An 18,500-nucleotide genomic window follows, 5' to 3' on the forward strand; every position below is an offset into this window, starting at 1 on the left:
ATCAGGATCAGGATTCGAAGCCGAGCGCCAGGTACTTCTCGACGTTGTCCTTCGTGATGGTCTCGGACGCGAGCGTGATGGACTGGGGAACCTGGTTCTCCAGCAGATCGCTCATGCCCTTCTCCTGTGCTATCAGACGCGCCAGTTTGATCGCCGAGGAGGCCATGGTCGGCGAGTACGTGACCGTGGCCTGCAGCACGGAGGTGCCCGACTGGATCTCGCGCATCGCGTTCAGCGAGCCGGCTCCGCCGACCATGACGAACTCGCTGCGACCGGCCTCCTTGATCGCGGCCAGCACGCCGACGCCCTGGTCGTCGTCGTGGTTCCAGAGCGCGTCGATCTTCTTGTGCGCCTGGAGCAGCGAGGTGGCCACCTCGTTGCCGGTCTCGACGGTGAACTGGGCGTCCTGCTTGGCCGTGACGCTGAACCCGTACGTCTTCAGCGCGTCGGCGAAGCCCTTGCTGCGGTCCTGGGTCAGCGGCAGCGTGGCGATGCCCTGGATCTCGACGATCACGGGGTTGGCCGTGCCCTTGTCCTTGAGCTGCTTGCCGATGAAGTGCCCGGCGGCCACGCCCATGCCGTAGTTGTCGCCGCCGATCCACGTGCGGAAGGCCAGCTTGTTGGGGAAGATCCGGTCGAGGTTGACGACCGGGATGCCCGCCTCCGATGCCTGCAGCGCGACCTGGTTGAGCTGCTGGCCGTCGTTGGGCAGGATCACCAGCGCGTTCACCTTGGCCGCGATCAGCGACTCGACCGCGGAGATCTGCTGGTTGATGTCGTTGGTCGGCTCGACCGGCTTGAAGTCGATGTCGGTGTACTGCTTCGCGGTGGCCTCGGCGTTCTTGGCGATCGCCGCGATCCAGCCGTGGTCGGCCGCGGGCGCCGAGAAGCCGATGGTCACCTTGGTGCCGGGCTGGTCGTTGCCGCTGGCCGCGGGGGCCGGCGCCGCGGCGGCGCTGGTGGGCGCCGCCGCGGGCTCGTTGCTGGTGCAACCGGAAGCCAACAGCGCGGCTCCGCCGAGCCCCCCGATGAGGAACCCCCTGCGCGCGACGTTGTCACTCATGGTGCTCTCTCCTTCAGATTCCGCCGCTGGAGAAGGACGGCGACGACGATGATCAGGCCCTTAGCGATCAGTTGGTCGCTGGTGTTGAGCCCGTTGAGGATGAACAGGTTGGTGATGAGGGTGAAGATCAGCAGGCCCAGGATGGAGCCCACGATCGTGCCCCGGCCCCCGGTGAGCAGCGTGCCGCCGATGATCACGGCGGCGATGGCGTCGAGTTCGTACAGGTCTCCGTGGGTGGAGGAGCCCGTGGTCGTCCGCGCCATGATCAGGATGGCCGCGATGCCGCAGCACAGGCCCGACAGCCCGTACAGGAGCATGGAGTGCCGCCGCACGTCGATGCCGGCCAGCCGGGCCGCCTCGGGGTTGCCGCCCACCGCGTACGTGCGCCGCCCGAACGTCGTGCGGTTGAGCAGGATCCACCCCAGCACCACGACCAGGGCGAAGATGTAGACCAGCAGCGGGATGCCGAGCAGCCGGGTGGTGGACAACTCCACGATCGAGAAGTTGCCCTCCGAGATGAGCTGCGTCTTGCGGTCGGACATGCGCTGCGCCAGGCCCCGGGCGGCCACCAGCATCGCCAGCGTGGCGATGAACGGCACCAGCCGCCCGTAGGCGATCAGCCATCCGTTGAGCAGCCCCGCGCCGGTGCCGACGAGGATCGCGCAGATCGCCACCACCACCGGCCCGTACGACTGCGTGGCCACCGTGGTGGCCCACACGCTGGCCAGCGCCATGACCGCGCCCACCGACAGGTCGATGCCGCCGCCGATGATCACGAACGTGGCCCCGACCGTGATCACGCCGATCGTGGCGGCCAGCGACAGGATGCTGACCAGGTTGGAGGCGGTGGCGAAGTTCTCCGGCCGGGTGATCAGTCCGACGACGACCAGCAGCGCCAGCGCGCCGAGCAGACCGAGGTGGCGCATCTCGCCGATCCCGCGGATCGACGGCAGCGCCGGCGCGGCCTTGGTGGTGGGCTCCCCCATCACGCCGCCCTCCCATTCATGATCATGTCCAGTACGGCGTGCTCGTCCAGTTCGCCCGCCTCCCCTTCGTGGATGACCGTGCCTTCGCGCAGCACCAGCACCCGGTCCGCCAGGCCCAGCACCTCGGGTACCTCGCTGGAGACCAGCAGCACGCCGATGCCCCGCTCGGCCAGGTCGTGGATGACCGCGTACAACTCGGCCCTGGCGCCGACGTCCACGCCCCGGGTCGGCTCGTCGAGCAGGAGCAGCTTGCGCCCGCCGAGCAGCCAGCGCGCCAGCACGGCCTTCTGCTGGTTGCCGCCCGACAGGGTCCTGATCGGGCGTTCCGGGTCGGGTGGCCGGATGTCCAGCAGTTCCGACAGGCGCTGGGCCTCGGCCCGCTCGCGCTTGCGGTCGATCCAGCCGAACCTGGCGAACCCCGGCAGGGTGCCCAGCGTGATGTTGGCCGTGACGCTCTGGTCGAGCAGCAGGGCCTGCGCCTTGCGCTCCTCGGGGGCCAGGCCCATGCCCCTCCTGACCGTGCCGACCACGCCCCGGCGCACCGGGCGGCCGTCGAGCAGCACCCGGCCCGTGGCCGGGCGGGCGCCGTAGACGGCCTCCAGGATCTCCGAGCGGCCCGAGCCGACGAGCCCGGCCAGGCCGACGATCTCACCCGCCCGTACGGAGAAGGAGACGTCGCCGAAGACCCCCGGCGAGCTCAGGCCCTCGACCCTGAGCACCTCCTCGCCCGGCTCGCGACCGCCTCTGGGCGGGAAGACGTACTCGACGTTGCGGCCGGTCATGAGCGAGACGATGCGCTGGGTCGGCGTCTCGCGCGCGGGCAGGCCGACGGCGACCGTGCGGCCGTCCTTCAGCACCGTGACGCGGTCGCCGATCTCGCGGATCTCCTCCAGGCGGTGTGAGATGTAGACCACGGCCACACCCTGGGCGGTGAGCTCGCGGATGATGCGGAAGAGATTGGCCACCTCGTCGTGGGCGAGCGCGGCCGACGGCTCGTCCATGATGATCAGGCGGGCCTCGTGGGAGAGCGCGCGGGCCATGGAGACGACCTGCTTGGCCGCCGGCGGCAGCCGGCCGACCTCCGCCGAGGGCCGGATCTCCGGGTGGCCCAGGCGCTCCAGCACCTCGCGTGCGGCGCGCCTGCCCGCGGCCCGGTTCACGAAGCCGAGGCGGGCGTGCTCGTGGCCGAGGAAGATGTTCTCGGCCACGCTGAGGCCGTCCACCAGGTCGAGTTCCTGGTAGATGGTGGCGAAGCCGAGCTTGATGGCGTCGATGGGACTGCCGGGGCGCACTTCCGCCCCGTTGAACGAGATCGTGCCCTCGTCCGGCTGGTGTGCGCCGGCCAGCACCTTGATCAGGGTGGACTTGCCGGCGCCGTTCTGGCCGAGCAGGCAGTGCACCTCGCCGGCCCGCACGTCCAGATCGACCCCGTCCAGCGCGCGCACGCCGGGGAACTGCTTGACGATGCCCTTCATGACCAGCATCGGGAGGTCCCTTTCAGCGTCTACGTTCAGGCGTTGACGATGCGGTTGATGTTGTCGGGTGACAGGTAGTGCTCGATGGCGAGGATCCCGGCGCCGAGGGCGGCGGCGTTGATCCCCGTACGGCTGGGCGTGATCGACAGGTGGTGCGTGGCCAGCGGGAGCGAGCGGCGGTAGACCGCTTCCCTGATGCCGGCCAGCAGGTGTTCGTGCACCCGCGACAGCGCGCCGCCGATCACGATGACTTCGGGGTTGAAGAAGTTGACCAGGCTGGCCAGCACCTCGCCGATGTGCCGTCCGGCCTCTCTGACCAGCCGCAGCGCCTGGGTGTTGCCGGACTGGACGAGCGCCACCACGTCGGCGCCGCTCTCGGCCGGCAGGCCCAGTTCGGTCAGCCGGCGCGCGATGGCGGCTCCGCCGGCCACGGCCTCCAGGCAGGCGCTGTTGCCGCACCGGCAGCCGGCGTCCTCGTGGCCGCTGACCCGGATGTGGCCGATGTCGCCGGCCGAGCCCTGCGCGCCCCTGTGCAGCCTGCCCTCGGCCACGATGCCGCAGCCGATGCCGGTGCCGACCTTGACGAACAGCAGGTGCCGGGTGTCGGCGAACGCGCCCCGGTGCTCGCCGAGCGCCATCACGTTGACGTCGTTGTCCACGAGGACCTCGACCCCGTCGAAGTACTCGGGGACGGGGTAGTCGTTCCAGCCGGGCATGATCGGCGGGTTGTTCGGCCGGCCCGTGGCGAACTCGACCGGCCCCGGCACCCCGATCCCGACGGCCCGCAGGATGCCGCGCGGCCGCCCCACCTGACCGAGCAACTGGTCGAGCCGCTGGTCCACGTGGGCGAGCACCTTGTCGGGGCCCTCGCCGATCAGCAGTGAGTCCTCGCACTCGGCCAGCACGTCGCCCGAGATGTCCATGAGCGCGACCCGGCAGTGGGTCGCGCCCAGGTCGACGCCGGCGAAGGCGTGGTCCTCGGTGTGCAGGCGGAGCTGGCGCGGCGGCCGGCCGCCGGTGGACTCGCCGCTCTCGGTCTCCTCGACCAGGCCGCGCTCGATCAGCGCGTCCACACGCTGGGAGATCGTGGACCTGGCCAGGCCGGTGAGCCTCGCCAAATCGGAACGGGTCGTCGCGGAGCCGGCGCTGATCAGTGTCAGCACGTCGCCGGCGGAGCCCGCCTGGGGGGTCATGCCGCCGACAATAAGATCACCGATGGGGCAAATCAAGAGGGTGGATCGACCAAACTCCCCCAACTTCCGCCGAAGATCGAACAAAGACCTGCTTAAAGCCAGAATCATCGACATTTCGGCAAGTGCCAGAAAACGCGGAAATGCCGGCCCCCACGGTCGGGACCGGCACGTCCTGCTCCTCCGGAGATCAGGTCAGAGCATGGCCTTCATCGAGTCGCCGGCCGTCAGCACGTACGGCTGCTCGGTCATCACCGAGCCCCAGTTGGCCGCGATCGCCTCGGGCGTGAGGTCGTCGGAGCGCCACCCCGGCCCCTCGGCCACGAACACCCGCGCCACCTTGCCGCCCCCGACCGTGAACACCTCGCCGCTGACCTCGCACGACTCGTGCACCAGGTAGGCCACCAGCGCGCTGACCCGCTCGGGGGTGAACCTGGCCTCGAACTCGGCCGGCAGCAGCGCCTCGGTCATCCGCGTCCAGGCGACGGGCGCGATCGCGTTGGCCCTGATGCCGTTGCGCGCGCCCTCGATGCCGATCGTCTTGGTCAGGCCGACCAGGCCCATCTTGGCGGTGGCGTAGTTGGCCTGGCCGAAGTTGCCGAACAGCCCGGCCGGGCTGGAGGTGTTGACCACGCGCCCGTAGCCGGCCCCCTTCATCAGCGGGTAGGCGGCCTGGCTGACGAGGTAGGAGCCGCGTACGTGCACGGCCAGCACGGCGTCGAACTCCTCGACCGTCATCTTCCCGAACGACTTGTCCCGCAGGATGCCCGCGTTGTTGACGACGATGTCGAGCTTGCCGAAGGCGTCCACGGCGGCCTGGACGACGGCCCTGGCGCCCTCGGGGGTGGCGATGTCGTCGGCGTTGGCGACGGCCTGGCCGCCGTTCTTGACGATGAGGTCGACCACCTCGGCCGCCGGGCCCGCCGAGGCGCCCGTGCCGTCGAGCGCGCCCCCGAGGTCGTTGACGACGACCTTGGCGCCCCGCTCGGCCAGCAGGAGCGCGTGCGACCTGCCCAGGCCGTGCCCGGCCCCCGTGATGATCGCGACCCTGTCATCGAACCGAAGCATCCGAACCTCCCAGGCGAGGAGAACAACATTCTAGTCACGAGTACGATAACCGCCCCGCCACCCGTTCCCTACCCCGCCCGGGACGCCGGTCCCGGGACGGCAGGTCAGGGCAGCCGCCACAGATCGGGCTCGCCCGCCTCCTTGACCACCCGCCCCTTCGCCGCCAGCCAGGCCAGGTGCGCCAGCGTCTCGTTGTTGGCCGAGCGCCGCATGAACGGCGGGATCGTCTCCCACGGCCGCGACCACGTCAGCCGGGTCGCCACGTCCCAGCAGGCGGCCCCGCCGGCCGCGCCCACCACCTGCTCGATCTCGGCCAGCCGCTCGTCGTGGTGGGCCAGCACCGCGTCCACCCGCTCGGCCAGTTCCAGGAACCGGTACTCGTGCGCGGGCAGCACCTCGTCCACGTCCAGCTTGCGTACGGCGGCCAGCGCGTCGAGGTAGTCGGCCAGCGGGTTCGGGCCCGACTGGGGGTGCACGGCCACGATGGGCGTGATCTTCGCCAGTACGTGGTCGCCGGAGAACAGCACCCTGCGCTCCGGCGAGACGAAGCACAGGTGGCCGGGCGAGTGACCGGGCGTCCAGACGGCCCGCAGGTCCCAGCCGGGCAGCCCGAGGTCGTCGCCGTCCTCGACCAGGCGGTCCGGCCTGGCCATCGAGACCACGTGCCGGATCATCATGGAGGCGCCGGCCAGTTCGTCCAGCGTCAGGTCGGGGACGCCGCAGCGGCGCAGCAGTTCCCGCTCCCGCTGGACCAGGGAGTCGATGACCTCGTCGTCGTAACGCTCGCGCACCAGGCGCGCGTCGGCCGGGTGCAGCGCGATCCAGGCGCCCGAGTTCTCCCTGACGCGGCCCGCCAGGCCGTAGTGGTCGGGGTGGATGTGGGTGACCAGCACGCCCTTGACGTCGGTGATCGCGTACCCGGCCACGCCGAGGCCCGCCACGAGCGCCTCGTACGCCTCGTCGGTGTTCCAGCCGGCGTCGACGATCGCCACGCCGTCGGGCAGTTCGAGGACGTAGACCAGCACGTACCGGAGGGGGTTGATCGGGATCGGCACCGGGATGGACCACAGCCCAGGACGCACCCGCTCGACTTCGGGGAACGTCCCGCCGACCCATGCCTCCCGCTGTGCCGCGTTCGAGGGGGTCACCACAAATTTCGCCACACGCCCGAATATAGTTCTGTGTCCGAATCATGTTCTACTTGGGGCATGAAGCCGAGCCGCGAGATCTCCGCCGAGGGCCGCTTCGTCCGGCAGCCGAACCGCTTCACGGACCGGCTCGGCCCTCCGGAACCCGGCCGCTACCGCCTCTACGCCTCCTACGCCTGCCCGTGGGCGCAGCGCGTCCTGATCGTCAGGAAGCTCCTGGGCCTGGAGGAGCTGCTCGACGTCACGATCGTCGATCCCATCCGCGACGAGAAGGGCTGGCGGATCCCCGGAGGCGACCCGGAGTACCTGTCGGAGCTGTACCACGCCACCGACCCCGGCTACACGGGCCGCTACACCGTCCCCTGCGTCTGGGACACCAGGGACGGGCGCATCGTCACCAACGACTTCCCCCGGATCACCCTCGACCTGGAGACGTCGTGGGGCACCTCGCCCGACCTCTACCCGGAGCGGCTGCGCCCCGACATCGACATCATGAACGACCGCCTCTTCCACGGGCTCAACAACGCGGTCTACGAGGCCGGCTTCTCCCGCGACCAGCAGGTCTACGAGGAGGCGGTGGCACGGGTGTTCAGCACCCTCGACTTCCTGGAGGTGCGGCTGGCCGAGTCGCAGTACCTCTTCGACACCCTCACCGACAGCGACGTGCGCCTCTACACGACCCTGGCCAGGTTCGACGCGGTGTACTACGCGCACTTCAAGTGCTCGGTGCGGCGGCTGGTCGACTATCCGGCGCTGTGGGCCTACGCCCGCCGCCTGTACGCCGTCCCGGCCTTCCGCGAGACCACCGACTTCGACCAGATCAAGCGGCACTACTACCTCACCCAGCCCGCCATCAACCCGAGCCGGATCGTGCCGGTCGGACCCGAGCTGGACTGGAGCCGGTAGGCACGGGCATCCGCACGAACAGCGCCACCGAGGCCAGCATCACCAGCGCGGCCAGGCCCCAGGCGGCGGCCAGCCCCGCCTGGGCGGCCAGGACGCCGAGCGTGAGGTTGGCCACGGTGCCGCCCGACTGCAGGGCGATCGAGCTCGTCGAGGTGACGGTGGTGCGCTCGGCCGCGGTGACCGCCTTGTGGGTCAGCTCCAGGCACAGCACGCCCGTCACCGAGCCGCCGGCGAACAGCAGGACGTAGGCCAGCGCCGCGCTCACCAGGCCGGACGGGCCGTCCAGCCCGGCGGTCGCGGCCAGCGCGCCGACGGACAGCGCCGTCAGGACCGTCCCCGCGATCGCGCCCCTGGCCGAGCCGCCCGCCAGGCGAGCGGCGCGGGGCGCGAACGCACTGCCCGCCGCGCTGCCCGCGAACCCGAGCGCCGTCACCATGGCGTAGGCCATGCCGCCCTTCTCGGCCGTGCCGGCGAGCGCGGCCAGCCGGCCCGGGGTGAGCAGCTCGATGCTCATCAGGACCACGCCCGACGCGGCGGCGGCGAGCATGAGGCGGCGCAGCACCGCGCCGCCCAGCACCAGCCGGACGCCGCCCACGACGGAGGCGGGCACCTCGCGCAGCACACTCGCCGCCGAACGACGCTCGCGGGCCGGCTCCGGTAGCGCGAAGACCGCCACGACCAGCAGGACCACGGCCGCCGCTGCGCCCGCCAGCGGTGGCGCGGCCAGCGGGAGCAGCAGCGACGGCGGCACCACGAGCGGCAGCGCGCCGCCCGCCAGCACACCGGCGCACAGGGCCGCCGACTCCATCGCCCCGCCCTTGGCCAGGCCGGGCCGCAGGTCGGCGTCGTGGCCCTCGATGCCGTGCAGCGTGTCGACGTACCAGGAGGTGGCGGGGCCGCTGGACAGCGCTCTCGCGACGCCCTTCAGCACCCCGCTCAGCAGGAACATCCAGAACGTGGTGGACACGCTGATCAGGGTCAGCCCCGCCACCGTGAACGCGGCCGAGGCGGCCAGCACCACGCGCCGCCCCAGGACGTCGGCCAGCCCGCCGGTGGGCAGCTCCAGGCTCACGGTCACGATCGAGAACACCGTCACCGCCAGGCCGATCTGGGCGAGGCCGAGGCCCCGCTCGGTCATCAGCAGGACCATCGTCGCCATCATCAGCCCCGGCGGCAGCCAGGTCAGGAAGTTGACGAGCAGGTAACGCCGTAACGCCGAGCGCGCGGTCACGACCGCTCCATCCGCCGGCGCGGGAAGCCCGCCACCCAGACATGGACGAGCCGGGCGTCGCCGGAACCCTGGTGACGGGCGGCCAGCTCGGCCAGCAGTTCCTCGGTCCGCGCGGCGAACTCGGCGAGCGCGGCGGGCGGCAGCTCCACGATGTGGTCGCTCACCCCCGCGGCCTCCACCCACTCCGGCGACCACTCGGACTCGTCGAACTCCTCGACGCTCCGGCCGAACACGTCGGCCTGGTGCAGCCGCATGACCTTGACCGCCTCGCGGCCCTCCGGGGTGACGTACATCTCCCGGCTGTTCCACGAGGTGTAGCGGTGGCGCGCCCGCCAGCGGCGCTCGCGGCCGTCGCGCTGCTCGGGGTCCTCCTCGATGAAGCCGTGCTTGAACAGCTCGCGCAGGTGGTAGCTGGTCGAGCCGGAGCTCTCGCCGACGGTGCGGCCGAGCTCGCTGGCGGTGGCGGGGCCGTCGGAGCGCAGCAGGCCGAGCAGCCGGGCACGCAGCGGGTGGGTGACCGCCCTCAGGACCCGCGGATCGCTGATCTTGTAGTGCTCTTCCATGAAGCCACCATAGACCGCAAAGAGAATTTTGCAAAGAGAATTTTGCGGTCTTCCGGCTCCCTAGAATGTGGGGATGCTCGACGACATCCAGGTGGACGACTCCGTCTTCGCACTGCGCCCCGACTTCGCGGTGCTCATCGTGACCGCGCACGGCCTGCGCAACGGGCCCACCGACGACCGCTCCCGGGCGTGGCTGGAGACGGCCTCGACGGCGGAGACGCAGGCGGACAAGATCGACGCCTGGAAGGACGCCTACCGGGCGTTCGGGGCCAAGCCGCAGCGCACCCGGCCGTCGGTCGACGCGCTCACCCGCCGCATGCCGCTGCCGGAGATCAACCGGGTCGTCGACGCGTACAACTCGATCAGCGTGAAGCACGCGCTCCCCATCGGCGGCGAGGACCTCGACCGTTACGCCGGCCCGGCGCGGCTGGTGCGGGCCGCCGGCGACGAGGCGTCGGAGGAGGCCCTGGGGCAGCCGGAGCCCGGCGAGGTCATCTGGCGCGACGACATCGGTGTCACCTGCAGGAGATGGAACTGGCGCCAGGTGGCGCGCACCCGCCTCACCGAGGAGACCACCAACGCGATCTTCCTCCTGGAGCGCCTGGAGCCGATGTCCCTGGAAGAACTCAAGCAGGCGGGCGAGGAGCTGGCAGACCTTCTGTCCGAGTTGTCCCCGGAGGTGCAGATCGCCAGCCGCCTGGTGGCCGACGGGAAATAAACCTCTGCCCGCGACGTTGATACCAAAGAGTAATAATCGCTACACCACCCGGATTGACGAGGCGAGCGTGACCTCATTGCACGCGCCTGAGAGGATCGTTCGAGGCGGCACGGGCTCTTCGGCGCGCGCTGCCGGTCCGGGCGAGTAGCCTTGGACAGGTTCTCTAACATCAACGCCGATCTGCGGAAGAGGGCGATTTCCGCCGTGTCGTCTGAGTCGTCGCGGACAAACCCGCTGGCAAGCTTTGGTCAGAACGAGTGGCTTGTCGACGAGCTGTACCAGAAGTATCTCCAAGATCCAGAGTCTGTCGACAAGGCCTGGTGGAACTTCTTCGCTGACTACAACCCTGACTACGGACCGGGTCGAACCCCGGTCAGGGAGGCGGCGAACGGCTCTGTGACCGCACCCGTTGCTCCTCCTCAGGCTCCCAAGGCGCCGCCCAAGGCGCCACCCGCTGCCGAGAAGCCGAAGCAGCCGGCCGCTCCGGTGCCCAAGGGCGCCGAAGAGGTCAAGTTGCGCGGCGCGGCGGCCCGCACGGCCGCCAACATGGACCTGTCCCTGACGGTCCCGACGGCGACCAGCGTCCGGGCCATCCCGGCCAAGCTGCTCATCGACAACCGCATCGTGATCAACAATCACCTCCAGCGGGGCCGCGGCGGCAAGGTCTCCTTCACGCACCTGATCGGGTTCGCGATCGTCAAGGCGCTGAAGGCCATGCCGGAGATGAACTTCTCCTACGCCGAGATCGACGGCAAGCCGACCCTGGTCAAGCCCGAACACGTCGGCTTCGGCCTCGCGATCGACGTGCAGAAGAGCAACGGCGAGCGCCAGCTCCTCGTGCCCTCCATCAAGGGCGCGGGAGAGATGGACTTCCGGCAGTTCTGGATGGCCTACGAGGAGGTCGTCCGCAAGGCGCGCGCCGGCAAGCTCGGCGTCGACGACTTCTCCGGCACCACGATCTCCCTGACCAATCCCGGCACCATCGGCACCGTGCACTCCGTGCCGCGCCTGATGCCCGGTCAGGGCACGATCATCGGCGTCGGGGCGATGGAATACCCGGCCGAGTACCAGGGGGCCTCCCCCGACACGCTCTCGCGCCTGGCCGTCTCCAAGGTCATGACGCTGACCAGCACCTACGACCACCGGATCATCCAGGGCGCCCAGTCGGGCGACTTCCTGCGCCAGATCCACCGGCTGCTGCTCGGCGAGCACGGCTTCTACGACGAGATCTTCGAGGCGCTGCGGATCCCGTACGAGCCGGTCCGCTGGGTCCAGGACATCTCGGCCACCCACGACGACGACGTGGCCAAGTCCGCGCGCGTGATCGAGCTGATCCACGCCTACCGCGTGCGCGGCCACCTGATGGCCGAGACCGACCCGCTGGAGTACAAGCAGCGCAAGCACCCCGACCTCGACATCCAGTCCCACGGCCTGACGCTGTGGGACCTCGAGCGCGAGTTCGCGACCGGCGGCTTCGGCGGCAAGCCGCTGATGAAGCTGCGCGACATCCTGGGCGTGCTGCGCGACTCCTACTGCCGCACGGTCGGCATCGAGTACATGCACATCCAGAACCCCGAGGAGCGGGCCTGGATCCAGGCGCGGGTGGAGAAGCCGCACAAGTCGCCCGAGCGCGACGAGCAGCTCAACATCCTGTCCCGGCTCAACACCGCCGAGGCGTTCGAGACCTTCCTGCAGACGAAGTTCGTCGGCCAGAAGCGCTTCTCGCTGGAGGGCGGCGAGTCCCTGATCCCGCTGCTCGACTCGGTGATCAGCGACGCCGCCGACGAGGACCTCGACGAGGTCGTCATCGGCATGGCCCACCGCGGCCGGCTCAACGTGCTGGCCAACATCGTGGGCAAGTCCTACGCCCAGATCTTCGGCGAGTTCGAGGGCAACATCGACCCGCGCACCGCGCACGGCTCGGGCGACGTGAAGTACCACCTCGGCGCGACCGGCATGTTCACCGCGCCCAGCGGCCGGACGATCAACGCCTCCGTCGTCGCCAACCCCTCCCACCTGGAGGCCGTCGACCCGGTCCTCGAAGGCGTCGTCCGCGCCAAGCAGGACCTCCTGGAGCGCGGCGAGGAGGGCTTCACCGTCCTGCCCGTCCTCATCCACGGTGACGCGGCCTTCGCCGGCCAGGGCGTCGTGGCCGAGACGCTCAACCTGTCGCAGCTTCGCGGCTACCGCACCGGCGGCACCGTGCACGTGGTGGTCAACAACCAGGTGGGCTTCACCACCTCGCCCGCCTCGTCCCGCTCCTCGGTCTACGCGACCGACGTGGCGCGGATGATCCAGGCACCGATCTTCCACGTCAACGGCGACGACCCCGAGGCCGTGGTGCGCGTGGGCGAACTGGCCTACGAGTACCGCCAGGCGTTCCGCAAGGACGTCGTCATCGACCTCATCTGCTACCGCCGCCGCGGCCACAACGAGGGCGACAACCCCGCCTTCACCCAGCCGCTGATGTACGACCTGATCGACGCCAAGCGCTCGACCCGCAAGCTCTACACCGAGGCGCTGATCGGCCGGGGCGACATCACGGTCGAGGAGGCCGAGCAGGCGCTGCGCGACTACCAGGCCAAGCTGGAGCAGGCGTTCACCGAGACCCGCGAGGCGGCCAAGAAGCCCGCCGAGGCGGCGGCCATGCGGGTGCCGCCCACCGAGGTCGTCAAGTGGAGCCACGACGAGACGCCCACCGGCATCACCCACGAGACGCTCAAGCGCATCGTCGACACCCAGCTCAACCTGCCCGACGGCTTCACGCCGCACCCGCGCCTCGCGCCGGTGCTGCAGCGCCGCGGCCAGATGGTCGAGCAGGACTCCATCGACTGGGCGATGGGCGAGACGCTGGCCTTCGGCTCGCTGCTGATGGACGGCCACCCGGTGCGCCTGGTCGGCCAGGACTCCCGGCGCGGCACGTTCACCCAGCGCCACGCCGTCCTGGTGGACCGGATGACCGGCGCCGACCACACGCCGCTGAAGACCTTCAACGAGGGCACCACGAAGTTCTACGTCTACGACTCGCTGCTCAGCGAGTTCGCGGCGCTCGGCTTCGAGTACGGCTACAGCGTGGTCCGGCCCGACGCCCTGGTCTGCTGGGAGGCGCAGTTCGGCGACTTCGTCAACGGCGCCCAGACGATCATCGACGAGTTCATCTCGTCGGGTGAGCAGAAGTGGGGCCAGAAGTCCTCCGTCGTGCTGCTGCTGCCGCACGGCTACGAGGGCCAGGGCCCCGACCACTCCTCCGCCCGGATCGAGCGGTTCCTGCAGGTCTGCGCGCTCGACAACATGACGGTCGCGCAGCCCAGCACCCCGGCCAACTACTTCCACCTGCTGCGCTGGCAGGTGGAGTCGGAGCGGCACCGGCCGCTGGTGGTCTTCACGCCCAAGTCGCTGCTGCGCCACAAGGCCGCCACGTCGAAGTCGTCCGACTTCACCTCGGGCTCCTTCCAGCCGGTCCTGGGCGACACCGGCGCCGACCCGGCCAAGGTCACCAAGGTCGTGCTCACCTCGGGCAGGGTCTACTACGACCTGGCCGCGCATCGCGACAAGGCCGGCCGTGACGACGTCGCGATCGTCCGGCTCGAGCGGCTCTACCCGTTCCCGTCCGAGGAGCTCGCCGCCGAGCTGGCCCGGTTCGGCGAGCAGGCCGAGCTGCTCTGGGCCCAGGACGAGCCGGCCAACATGGGTCCGTGGCCGTACCTCACGCTGAAGCTGGCCGAGGACCCGCAGACCCTGAACGGCCGGCCGGTGCGGCGCGTGTCGCGCACGCCGAACAGCTCGCCCGCGACCGGGTCGCACAACTCGCACGACACGGAGCTCGAGGGGATCCTGCACCAGATCTTCGGCTGAGCCACCGTCACCCGAGCCCCCGGTCCGCTGCCCGCGGCCGGGGGCTCACCGCTGCTCAGGCAGGCTAAAGTCAGGCCGGGCCCGCGTGCCGCCGGCCACGGGTTCTTTCTGGAGGGAAAGCGATGTACTTCACCGATCGGGGGATCGAGGAGCTGGTCCAGCGGCGCGGCGAGGAGGAGGTCAGCCTGTTGTGGCTGGGTGAGCGGCTGCGCGAGTTCGTGGATCTCAACCCCGAGTTCGAGACGCCGGTCGAGCGGCTGGCCACCTGGCTGGCCCGGCTCGACGACGACGAGGACGACTGACCGGCCCCTCTGAGTCCCGGCGACGGGTCGCTCGCCGGGGCCGGGCCGCGCCCGCCACGCCGGGCCCTGGCGATTCACCCGCCCACTCGCCACCACGAGGCCGTATTCTCGAATAACGCGATACATCTTGAGTTTCGCGCAGACGCGACATATCGTGACTCACGTAGGGACGTGTCGCCGTGAGAAGGGCGGGGGAGCATGCAGCAGTGGACGATCGACCAGCCACACCAACTGACGTTCGGCGAAGTGGACTCACTTGACGTGCGTATCGTCGCCGGCCGGCTCGACGTACTGGCCAGCGACGGCCCGCCCACCCTGGAGGTCGCCGACATCGAGTCCGCCTCACCGCTCCAGGTGACCTACGACGAGGAGACCCGATCCCTCACCGTCGCCTACCGCGACCTCACCTGGGACGGCATGCTCGGCTGGCTGCGCCGCGACCGGCGCCGGACGGTGCTGTCCATCACCGTGCCCAAGACCTGCCGGGTCAAGGCGGGCGTGGTGTCCGCACCGGCCGTGCTGGCCGGGTTCGAGCGGCTGACCCACGTCAAGAGCGTCTCCGGCGAGGTCGTACTCGACGGCGTCAGCGGCACCGTCTCCGCCAACACGGTCTCGGGAGCCGTCGAGAGCCGGGCCATGGACGGCGACCTGTCGTTCATCAGCGTCTCGGGTGACCTGACCGTGGCCGACGGCACGCCGCACCGGCTGAAGGCCAACACGGTCTCCGGCCGCATCACGGCGGATCTCTCGCTGCGGCCGACCGGCCACGTCACGTTCAACAGCGTGTCCGGTGACATCCTGGTCAGGCTGCCGGAGAACGTGGCGACCGACGTCACCGTCAGGTCCACCTCCGGCAGGCTGGTCAGCGCGTTCGACGAACTGTCCAGCGGGAGCGGCCCCGGCACGAGAACGTTGTCCGGCCGGCTGGGCGGCGGCATGGCCTCGCTGTCGGTCATCACCGTCTCCGGCGAGGTCACGTTGCTCAAGGGAGACAAGGAATGAGCCCCGTCTTCGGTCACGGCCGGCTCCGGCTGTACCTGCTCAAGCTCCTGGACGAGAGCCCACGCCACGGCTACGAGGTCATCCGGCTGCTCCAGGACCGTTTCCTCGGCGTCTACTCGCCCTCTCCCGGCACGATCTACCCGCGTCTGGCCCGGCTGGAGGAGGAGGGCCTGGTCACGCACGAGGTGGTCGAGGGCAAGAAGGTGTTCTCGATCACCGACAAGGGCCGCGAGGAGCTGAACGCCCGGCTCGACGAACTCGACGACCTGGAGCAGGAGATCTCCGCCTCCGTCCGCGACATCGCGCGGGAGGTCAAGGAGGACGTGCGCGACACGGTCAAGTCCCTGCGCGACGAGCTGACCCGGATGGCCAAGGACGTGCGCACCGGCACGACCGAGGACAACCGGCGGATGCGCGACCAGCAGAAGGAGGACCTCAAGCGGCTGCGCGACCAGCAGAAGCGGCAGTGGATGGAACACGCCAACCACCTCCAGGACGAGGGCGAACGGCTCACCAAGGAGTGGCGCCGGATCTGGTCGGAGGTCTGGACCACCCTCGGCGGCGACCCCTCCCGCCGGGCCGCCGAACTCGACGCCGAACTGGGCGAGTACCTCGCCGACTTCGTCGCCCGCACCCGCGAGGAGGCCCGTAACGCCCGCCTCACACCCGACAAGCTGGCCGAACTCCGCATCACCCTCGACGAGGCCGGCCACCGCATCCGCGACATCCTCGAACGCTGACCCACCTCCACAACCACCCCACACGGGGGCGACCCGAACCGGACGCCGCCCGAACAAGGGCGGCACACAGTGGCGGGCAGCGGTCCGCACCGGGACGGCGGTCCACACGGCGGAGGCCGGAGCGGGCAGTAACCCCCCCCAGAGGCAGCCCGCCGAACCGGGCGGCCCAGCCGGGGGCGGTCGGAGCGGGCAGCAACCCACTCCGGGGCGGCCCGCACGGTGGGGGCGGCGGCCCGAACCGGAGGCGATCGGGGCCGGAGGCGGTTGGTGGTTCGCGCAAGGTAGCGGTCCTGAGGCGTCATCCACCATGGCGGCCGGCGCCCATGCCGGCGCCTCAGCCGACCGGCAGGCGCTCCGCCCGGCGCTGCGAACTGCGCGCGGCCCTGCGGGCCCGGTAGGCGATGGGCATGTACCGCAACCGCTCGGGCAACCTCGACGTCACCATCGCCACCGCGTGCCCGACCTGCCGCAACCGCCGTTCGTCCCGTGCCGTCCAGCGCAACCCCAGTTTCTCCCGGACGGCGGGCGGCAAGGTCCCGACGGTGACGAAGCGGTTGAACTCGCCCGCCCCGACCCCCACCGGCGTCCACAACCGCCGGAGCGGAGCGGGCAGTCCGGGCGGCGCCGGGGTGCCGCGCAGCGCCGAGAGCACGTCGAGCGCGGTCGGATGCGGCTCCAGCCGGTGGGCCACCATGTCGTCGAAGTACCGCCAGAACGCGTCGAGGTCCTCGGGCACCTCCCGCTCGGGCACCCGGAGGATCGCGCCGAGCTGCCGCGACTCGGCATACAGCCGCCGCTCCTGCGCCCGCGTGAACGGGGTGCCGAAATACCTGTTGAGCGTGATGAACCGCTCGAACAACGTCAGATGCACCCAGGCCCACGCCTCACCGTTCAGCGCGTGGTAGGACCTGCCCTGTTCGTCCACCCCGCTGATCGGCTTGTGGAGTTCCCTGAGCCGCTGCCCCTCGGCGGGACCGCCGGGCCCTCCGTACACCCATTTCTGCACGGACGCGAGCGTGCGCTCCAACCGCCCCCACGGATCGGCCTTGTACGTGGAATGCTCCGCGACGGCCGCCCCGACGGCCGGGTGCATCGTCTGGAGCACCAGCGCGCTGCCGGCCACGAGCAGGTTGCGATATTCGCCGGCAGTGTCCCAGTGGATCGAACCCGGGCCGAACGGCTCAATGTTCACTATGACCACCTCCTGGGCGATACAGCCCCATTTCTCTTGTATCACCCAGGAGAGTCAGAAGTAACCCATCACTTATTCAGCCAGTAAAGACGATCTTCCCGAAGATGTCTCCGGCGGCCATGGCCGCGAACCCGTCGCGCGCCTCGGCCAGCGGCAACACCCGGTCGATCACCGGCCGCAGCCCGGTCTGCTCCAGGAACACCGCCAGCCGCCCCAACTGCTCCCGCGTCCCCATCGTCGAGCCGATCACGGACAACTGCAGGAAGAAGACCCGGTTCAGATCGGCCGGCGGAACCGCACCGCTGGTGGCCCCCGAGACGACGACGCGACCACCGGGCTTGAGCGACTTGAGCGAGTGGTCCCAGGTGGCCTGACCCACGGTCTCCATGACCGCGTCCACCCGCTCGGGCAGCCGCGCACCCGACTCGAAGACCTGGTCGGCCCCGAGTTCGAGGGCCCGCTCCCGCTTGCCCTCGGAGCGGCTGGTGGCCCAGATCCGGTACCCGGCGGCCCGGCCGAGCGCGATCAGCGCGGTGGCCACGCCACCGCCGGCGCCCTGCACGAGCACGGTCGAGCCCGGTTCGAGCCCGGCCTTGTCGAACAACATGCGGTACGCGGTCAGCCAGGCCGTCGGCAGGCAGGCCGCGTGCTCGAAGCTCAGGGCGGCGGGCTTGGGCACCAGGTTGCGCCGCGGCACCGCCACCCGCTCGGCGAACGTCCCGTCGTGCGTCTCGGACAACAAGGTGCGCCTGGGATCGAGCGTCTCGTCCGCGCCGGAGCCGATCACGGAGTGCACGATGACCTCGTTGCCGTCCTCGTCCACGCCGGCGGCGTCGCAGCCGAGCACGATCGGCAGCCGGTCCTGCCTGATGCCGACGCCCTTGAGCGTCCACAGGTCGTGATGGTTGAGGGCTGCCGCCCGTACGGAGACGGTCGTCCAACCGTCCGGCACCTTCGGCTCGGGGTGCTCGCCCAGCGTCAGTCCGGCGAGCGGGTTGTCGGGATCGGTCTGTGTGGCGGTTACGGCGAACATGGCCGCACCTTACTTCAGTCCTCCCCCT

16 protein-coding genes are annotated in these 18,500 nt (G+C 70.3%); 6 read left to right on the top strand and 10 right to left on the bottom strand.

The genetic code is table 11. The annotated features are described in order from the left end of the window. Positions 1–7: 7 nt before the first annotated feature. From FAF44_RS28855 to FAF44_RS28880, 6 genes are all read right to left on the bottom strand, one after another. The gene (locus tag FAF44_RS28855; RefSeq protein WP_237106438.1) at positions 8–1,063 is read right to left on the bottom strand and encodes an ABC transporter substrate-binding protein; all 1,056 of its coding nucleotides are present in this window, start codon (positions 1,061–1,063) and stop codon (positions 8–10) included. Further along, positions 1,060–2,049 (bottom strand): ABC transporter permease, encoded by a 990-nt coding sequence (locus FAF44_RS28860; protein WP_237106439.1) that lies wholly within the window; start codon positions 2,047–2,049, stop codon positions 1,060–1,062. Before FAF44_RS28860 ends, FAF44_RS28855 begins: the two co-directional genes overlap by 4 nt. Beyond that, positions 2,049–3,533, bottom strand: a complete 1,485-nt coding sequence (locus FAF44_RS28865; RefSeq protein WP_237106440.1) for a sugar ABC transporter ATP-binding protein — start codon at positions 3,531–3,533, stop codon at positions 2,049–2,051. The genes FAF44_RS28860 and FAF44_RS28865 overlap by 1 nt, the downstream gene beginning before the upstream one ends. A gap of 26 nt (positions 3,534–3,559) precedes the next feature. Further along, entirely contained in the window at positions 3,560–4,717 is a 1,158-nt protein-coding gene (locus FAF44_RS28870; protein ID WP_237106441.1) for an ROK family transcriptional regulator, read from the bottom strand. Positions 4,718–4,909: 192 nt separating this feature from the next. Further along, positions 4,910–5,782, bottom strand: coding sequence for an SDR family oxidoreductase (locus FAF44_RS28875; RefSeq protein ID WP_237106442.1), 873 nt, complete (start codon positions 5,780–5,782; stop codon positions 4,910–4,912). Positions 5,783–5,886: 104 nt separating this feature from the next. Beyond that, positions 5,887–6,945: an MBL fold metallo-hydrolase gene (locus FAF44_RS28880; RefSeq protein ID WP_237106443.1), complete on the bottom strand. Its 1,059-nt coding sequence runs from the start codon at positions 6,943–6,945 to the stop codon at positions 5,887–5,889. Positions 6,946–6,990: 45 nt separating this feature from the next. Here FAF44_RS28880 and FAF44_RS28885 point away from each other — a divergent pair, with 45 nt between their 5' ends. Then, entirely contained in the window at positions 6,991–7,836 is an 846-nt protein-coding gene (locus FAF44_RS28885) for a glutathione S-transferase family protein (RefSeq protein ID WP_237106444.1), read from the top strand. Here FAF44_RS28885 and FAF44_RS28890 read toward each other — a convergent pair. Both FAF44_RS28890 and FAF44_RS28895 read right to left on the bottom strand, forming a co-directional pair. Further along, entirely contained in the window at positions 7,784–9,067 is a 1,284-nt protein-coding gene (locus FAF44_RS28890) for an MFS transporter (RefSeq protein ID WP_237106445.1), read from the bottom strand. The two genes, FAF44_RS28885 and FAF44_RS28890, sit on opposite strands and share 53 nt — an antisense overlap. Further along, the gene (locus FAF44_RS28895) at positions 9,064–9,630 is read right to left on the bottom strand and encodes a helix-turn-helix domain-containing protein (protein WP_237106446.1); all 567 of its coding nucleotides are present in this window, start codon (positions 9,628–9,630) and stop codon (positions 9,064–9,066) included. The genes FAF44_RS28890 and FAF44_RS28895 overlap by 4 nt, the downstream gene beginning before the upstream one ends. A gap of 73 nt (positions 9,631–9,703) precedes the next feature. Between FAF44_RS28895 and FAF44_RS28900 the strand changes: the two genes are divergently transcribed. The 5 genes from FAF44_RS28900 (at position 9,704) to FAF44_RS28920 (ending at position 16,247) form a co-directional block, all read left to right on the top strand. Continuing rightward, the gene (locus FAF44_RS28900; RefSeq protein ID WP_237106447.1) at positions 9,704–10,348 is read left to right on the top strand and encodes a B3/4 domain-containing protein; all 645 of its coding nucleotides are present in this window, start codon (positions 9,704–9,706) and stop codon (positions 10,346–10,348) included. Between the two features lie 204 nt (positions 10,349–10,552). Further along, complete coding sequence (locus FAF44_RS28905; protein WP_237106448.1) at positions 10,553–14,203, top strand: multifunctional oxoglutarate decarboxylase/oxoglutarate dehydrogenase thiamine pyrophosphate-binding subunit/dihydrolipoyllysine-residue succinyltransferase subunit; 3,651 nt, start codon at positions 10,553–10,555, stop codon at positions 14,201–14,203. Positions 14,204–14,325: 122 nt separating this feature from the next. Further along, on the top strand, positions 14,326–14,505 hold the full coding sequence (locus tag FAF44_RS28910; RefSeq protein WP_237106449.1) for a DUF6104 family protein: 180 nt from the start codon (positions 14,326–14,328) through the stop codon (positions 14,503–14,505). 198 nt (positions 14,506–14,703) lie between these two features. Beyond that, positions 14,704–15,507 (top strand): DUF4097 family beta strand repeat-containing protein, encoded by an 804-nt coding sequence (locus tag FAF44_RS28915; protein ID WP_237106450.1) that lies wholly within the window; start codon positions 14,704–14,706, stop codon positions 15,505–15,507. Continuing rightward, complete coding sequence (locus tag FAF44_RS28920) at positions 15,504–16,247, top strand: PadR family transcriptional regulator (RefSeq protein WP_237106451.1); 744 nt, start codon at positions 15,504–15,506, stop codon at positions 16,245–16,247. Before FAF44_RS28915 ends, FAF44_RS28920 begins: the two co-directional genes overlap by 4 nt. 334 nt (positions 16,248–16,581) lie before the next feature. Here FAF44_RS28920 and FAF44_RS28925 read toward each other — a convergent pair whose 3' ends face one another. Then, positions 16,582–17,439, bottom strand: coding sequence for an oxygenase MpaB family protein (locus FAF44_RS28925; protein WP_237106452.1), 858 nt, complete (start codon positions 17,437–17,439; stop codon positions 16,582–16,584). A 76-nt stretch (positions 17,440–17,515) separates the two neighbouring features. Continuing rightward, on the bottom strand, positions 17,516–18,472 hold the full coding sequence (locus tag FAF44_RS28930) for a zinc-binding dehydrogenase (protein ID WP_237106453.1): 957 nt from the start codon (positions 18,470–18,472) through the stop codon (positions 17,516–17,518). Between the last annotated feature and the right edge of the window lie 28 nt (positions 18,473–18,500).

This window comes from Nonomuraea sp. MG754425 (assembly GCF_021699195.1).
GTDB lineage: Bacteria > Actinomycetota > Actinomycetes > Streptosporangiales > Streptosporangiaceae > Nonomuraea.

What these genes read in the sequence shown, in the direction of transcription:
- FAF44_RS28870 (WP_237106441.1), bottom strand. Translation starts at nt 4,717, where the DNA reads ATGACCCCCCAGGCGGGCTCCGCCGGCGACGTGCTGACACTGATCAGC.
- FAF44_RS28895 (WP_237106446.1), bottom strand. Translation starts at nt 9,630, where the DNA reads ATGGAAGAGCACTACAAGATCAGCGATCCGCGGGTCCTGAGGGCGGTC.
- FAF44_RS28885 (WP_237106444.1), top strand. Translation starts at nt 6,991, where the DNA reads ATGAAGCCGAGCCGCGAGATCTCCGCCGAGGGCCGCTTCGTCCGGCAG.
- FAF44_RS28910 (WP_237106449.1), top strand. Translation starts at nt 14,326, where the DNA reads ATGTACTTCACCGATCGGGGGATCGAGGAGCTGGTCCAGCGGCGCGGC.
- FAF44_RS28900 (WP_237106447.1), top strand. Translation starts at nt 9,704, where the DNA reads ATGCTCGACGACATCCAGGTGGACGACTCCGTCTTCGCACTGCGCCCC.
- FAF44_RS28865 (WP_237106440.1), bottom strand. Translation starts at nt 3,533, where the DNA reads ATGCTGGTCATGAAGGGCATCGTCAAGCAGTTCCCCGGCGTGCGCGCG.
- FAF44_RS28860 (WP_237106439.1), bottom strand. Translation starts at nt 2,049, where the DNA reads ATGGGGGAGCCCACCACCAAGGCCGCGCCGGCGCTGCCGTCGATCCGC.
- FAF44_RS28920 (WP_237106451.1), top strand. Translation starts at nt 15,504, where the DNA reads ATGAGCCCCGTCTTCGGTCACGGCCGGCTCCGGCTGTACCTGCTCAAG.
- FAF44_RS28855 (WP_237106438.1), bottom strand. Translation starts at nt 1,063, where the DNA reads ATGAGTGACAACGTCGCGCGCAGGGGGTTCCTCATCGGGGGGCTCGGC.
- FAF44_RS28915 (WP_237106450.1), top strand. Translation starts at nt 14,704, where the DNA reads ATGCAGCAGTGGACGATCGACCAGCCACACCAACTGACGTTCGGCGAA.
- FAF44_RS28875 (WP_237106442.1), bottom strand. Translation starts at nt 5,782, where the DNA reads ATGCTTCGGTTCGATGACAGGGTCGCGATCATCACGGGGGCCGGGCAC.
- FAF44_RS28930 (WP_237106453.1), bottom strand. Translation starts at nt 18,472, where the DNA reads ATGTTCGCCGTAACCGCCACACAGACCGATCCCGACAACCCGCTCGCC.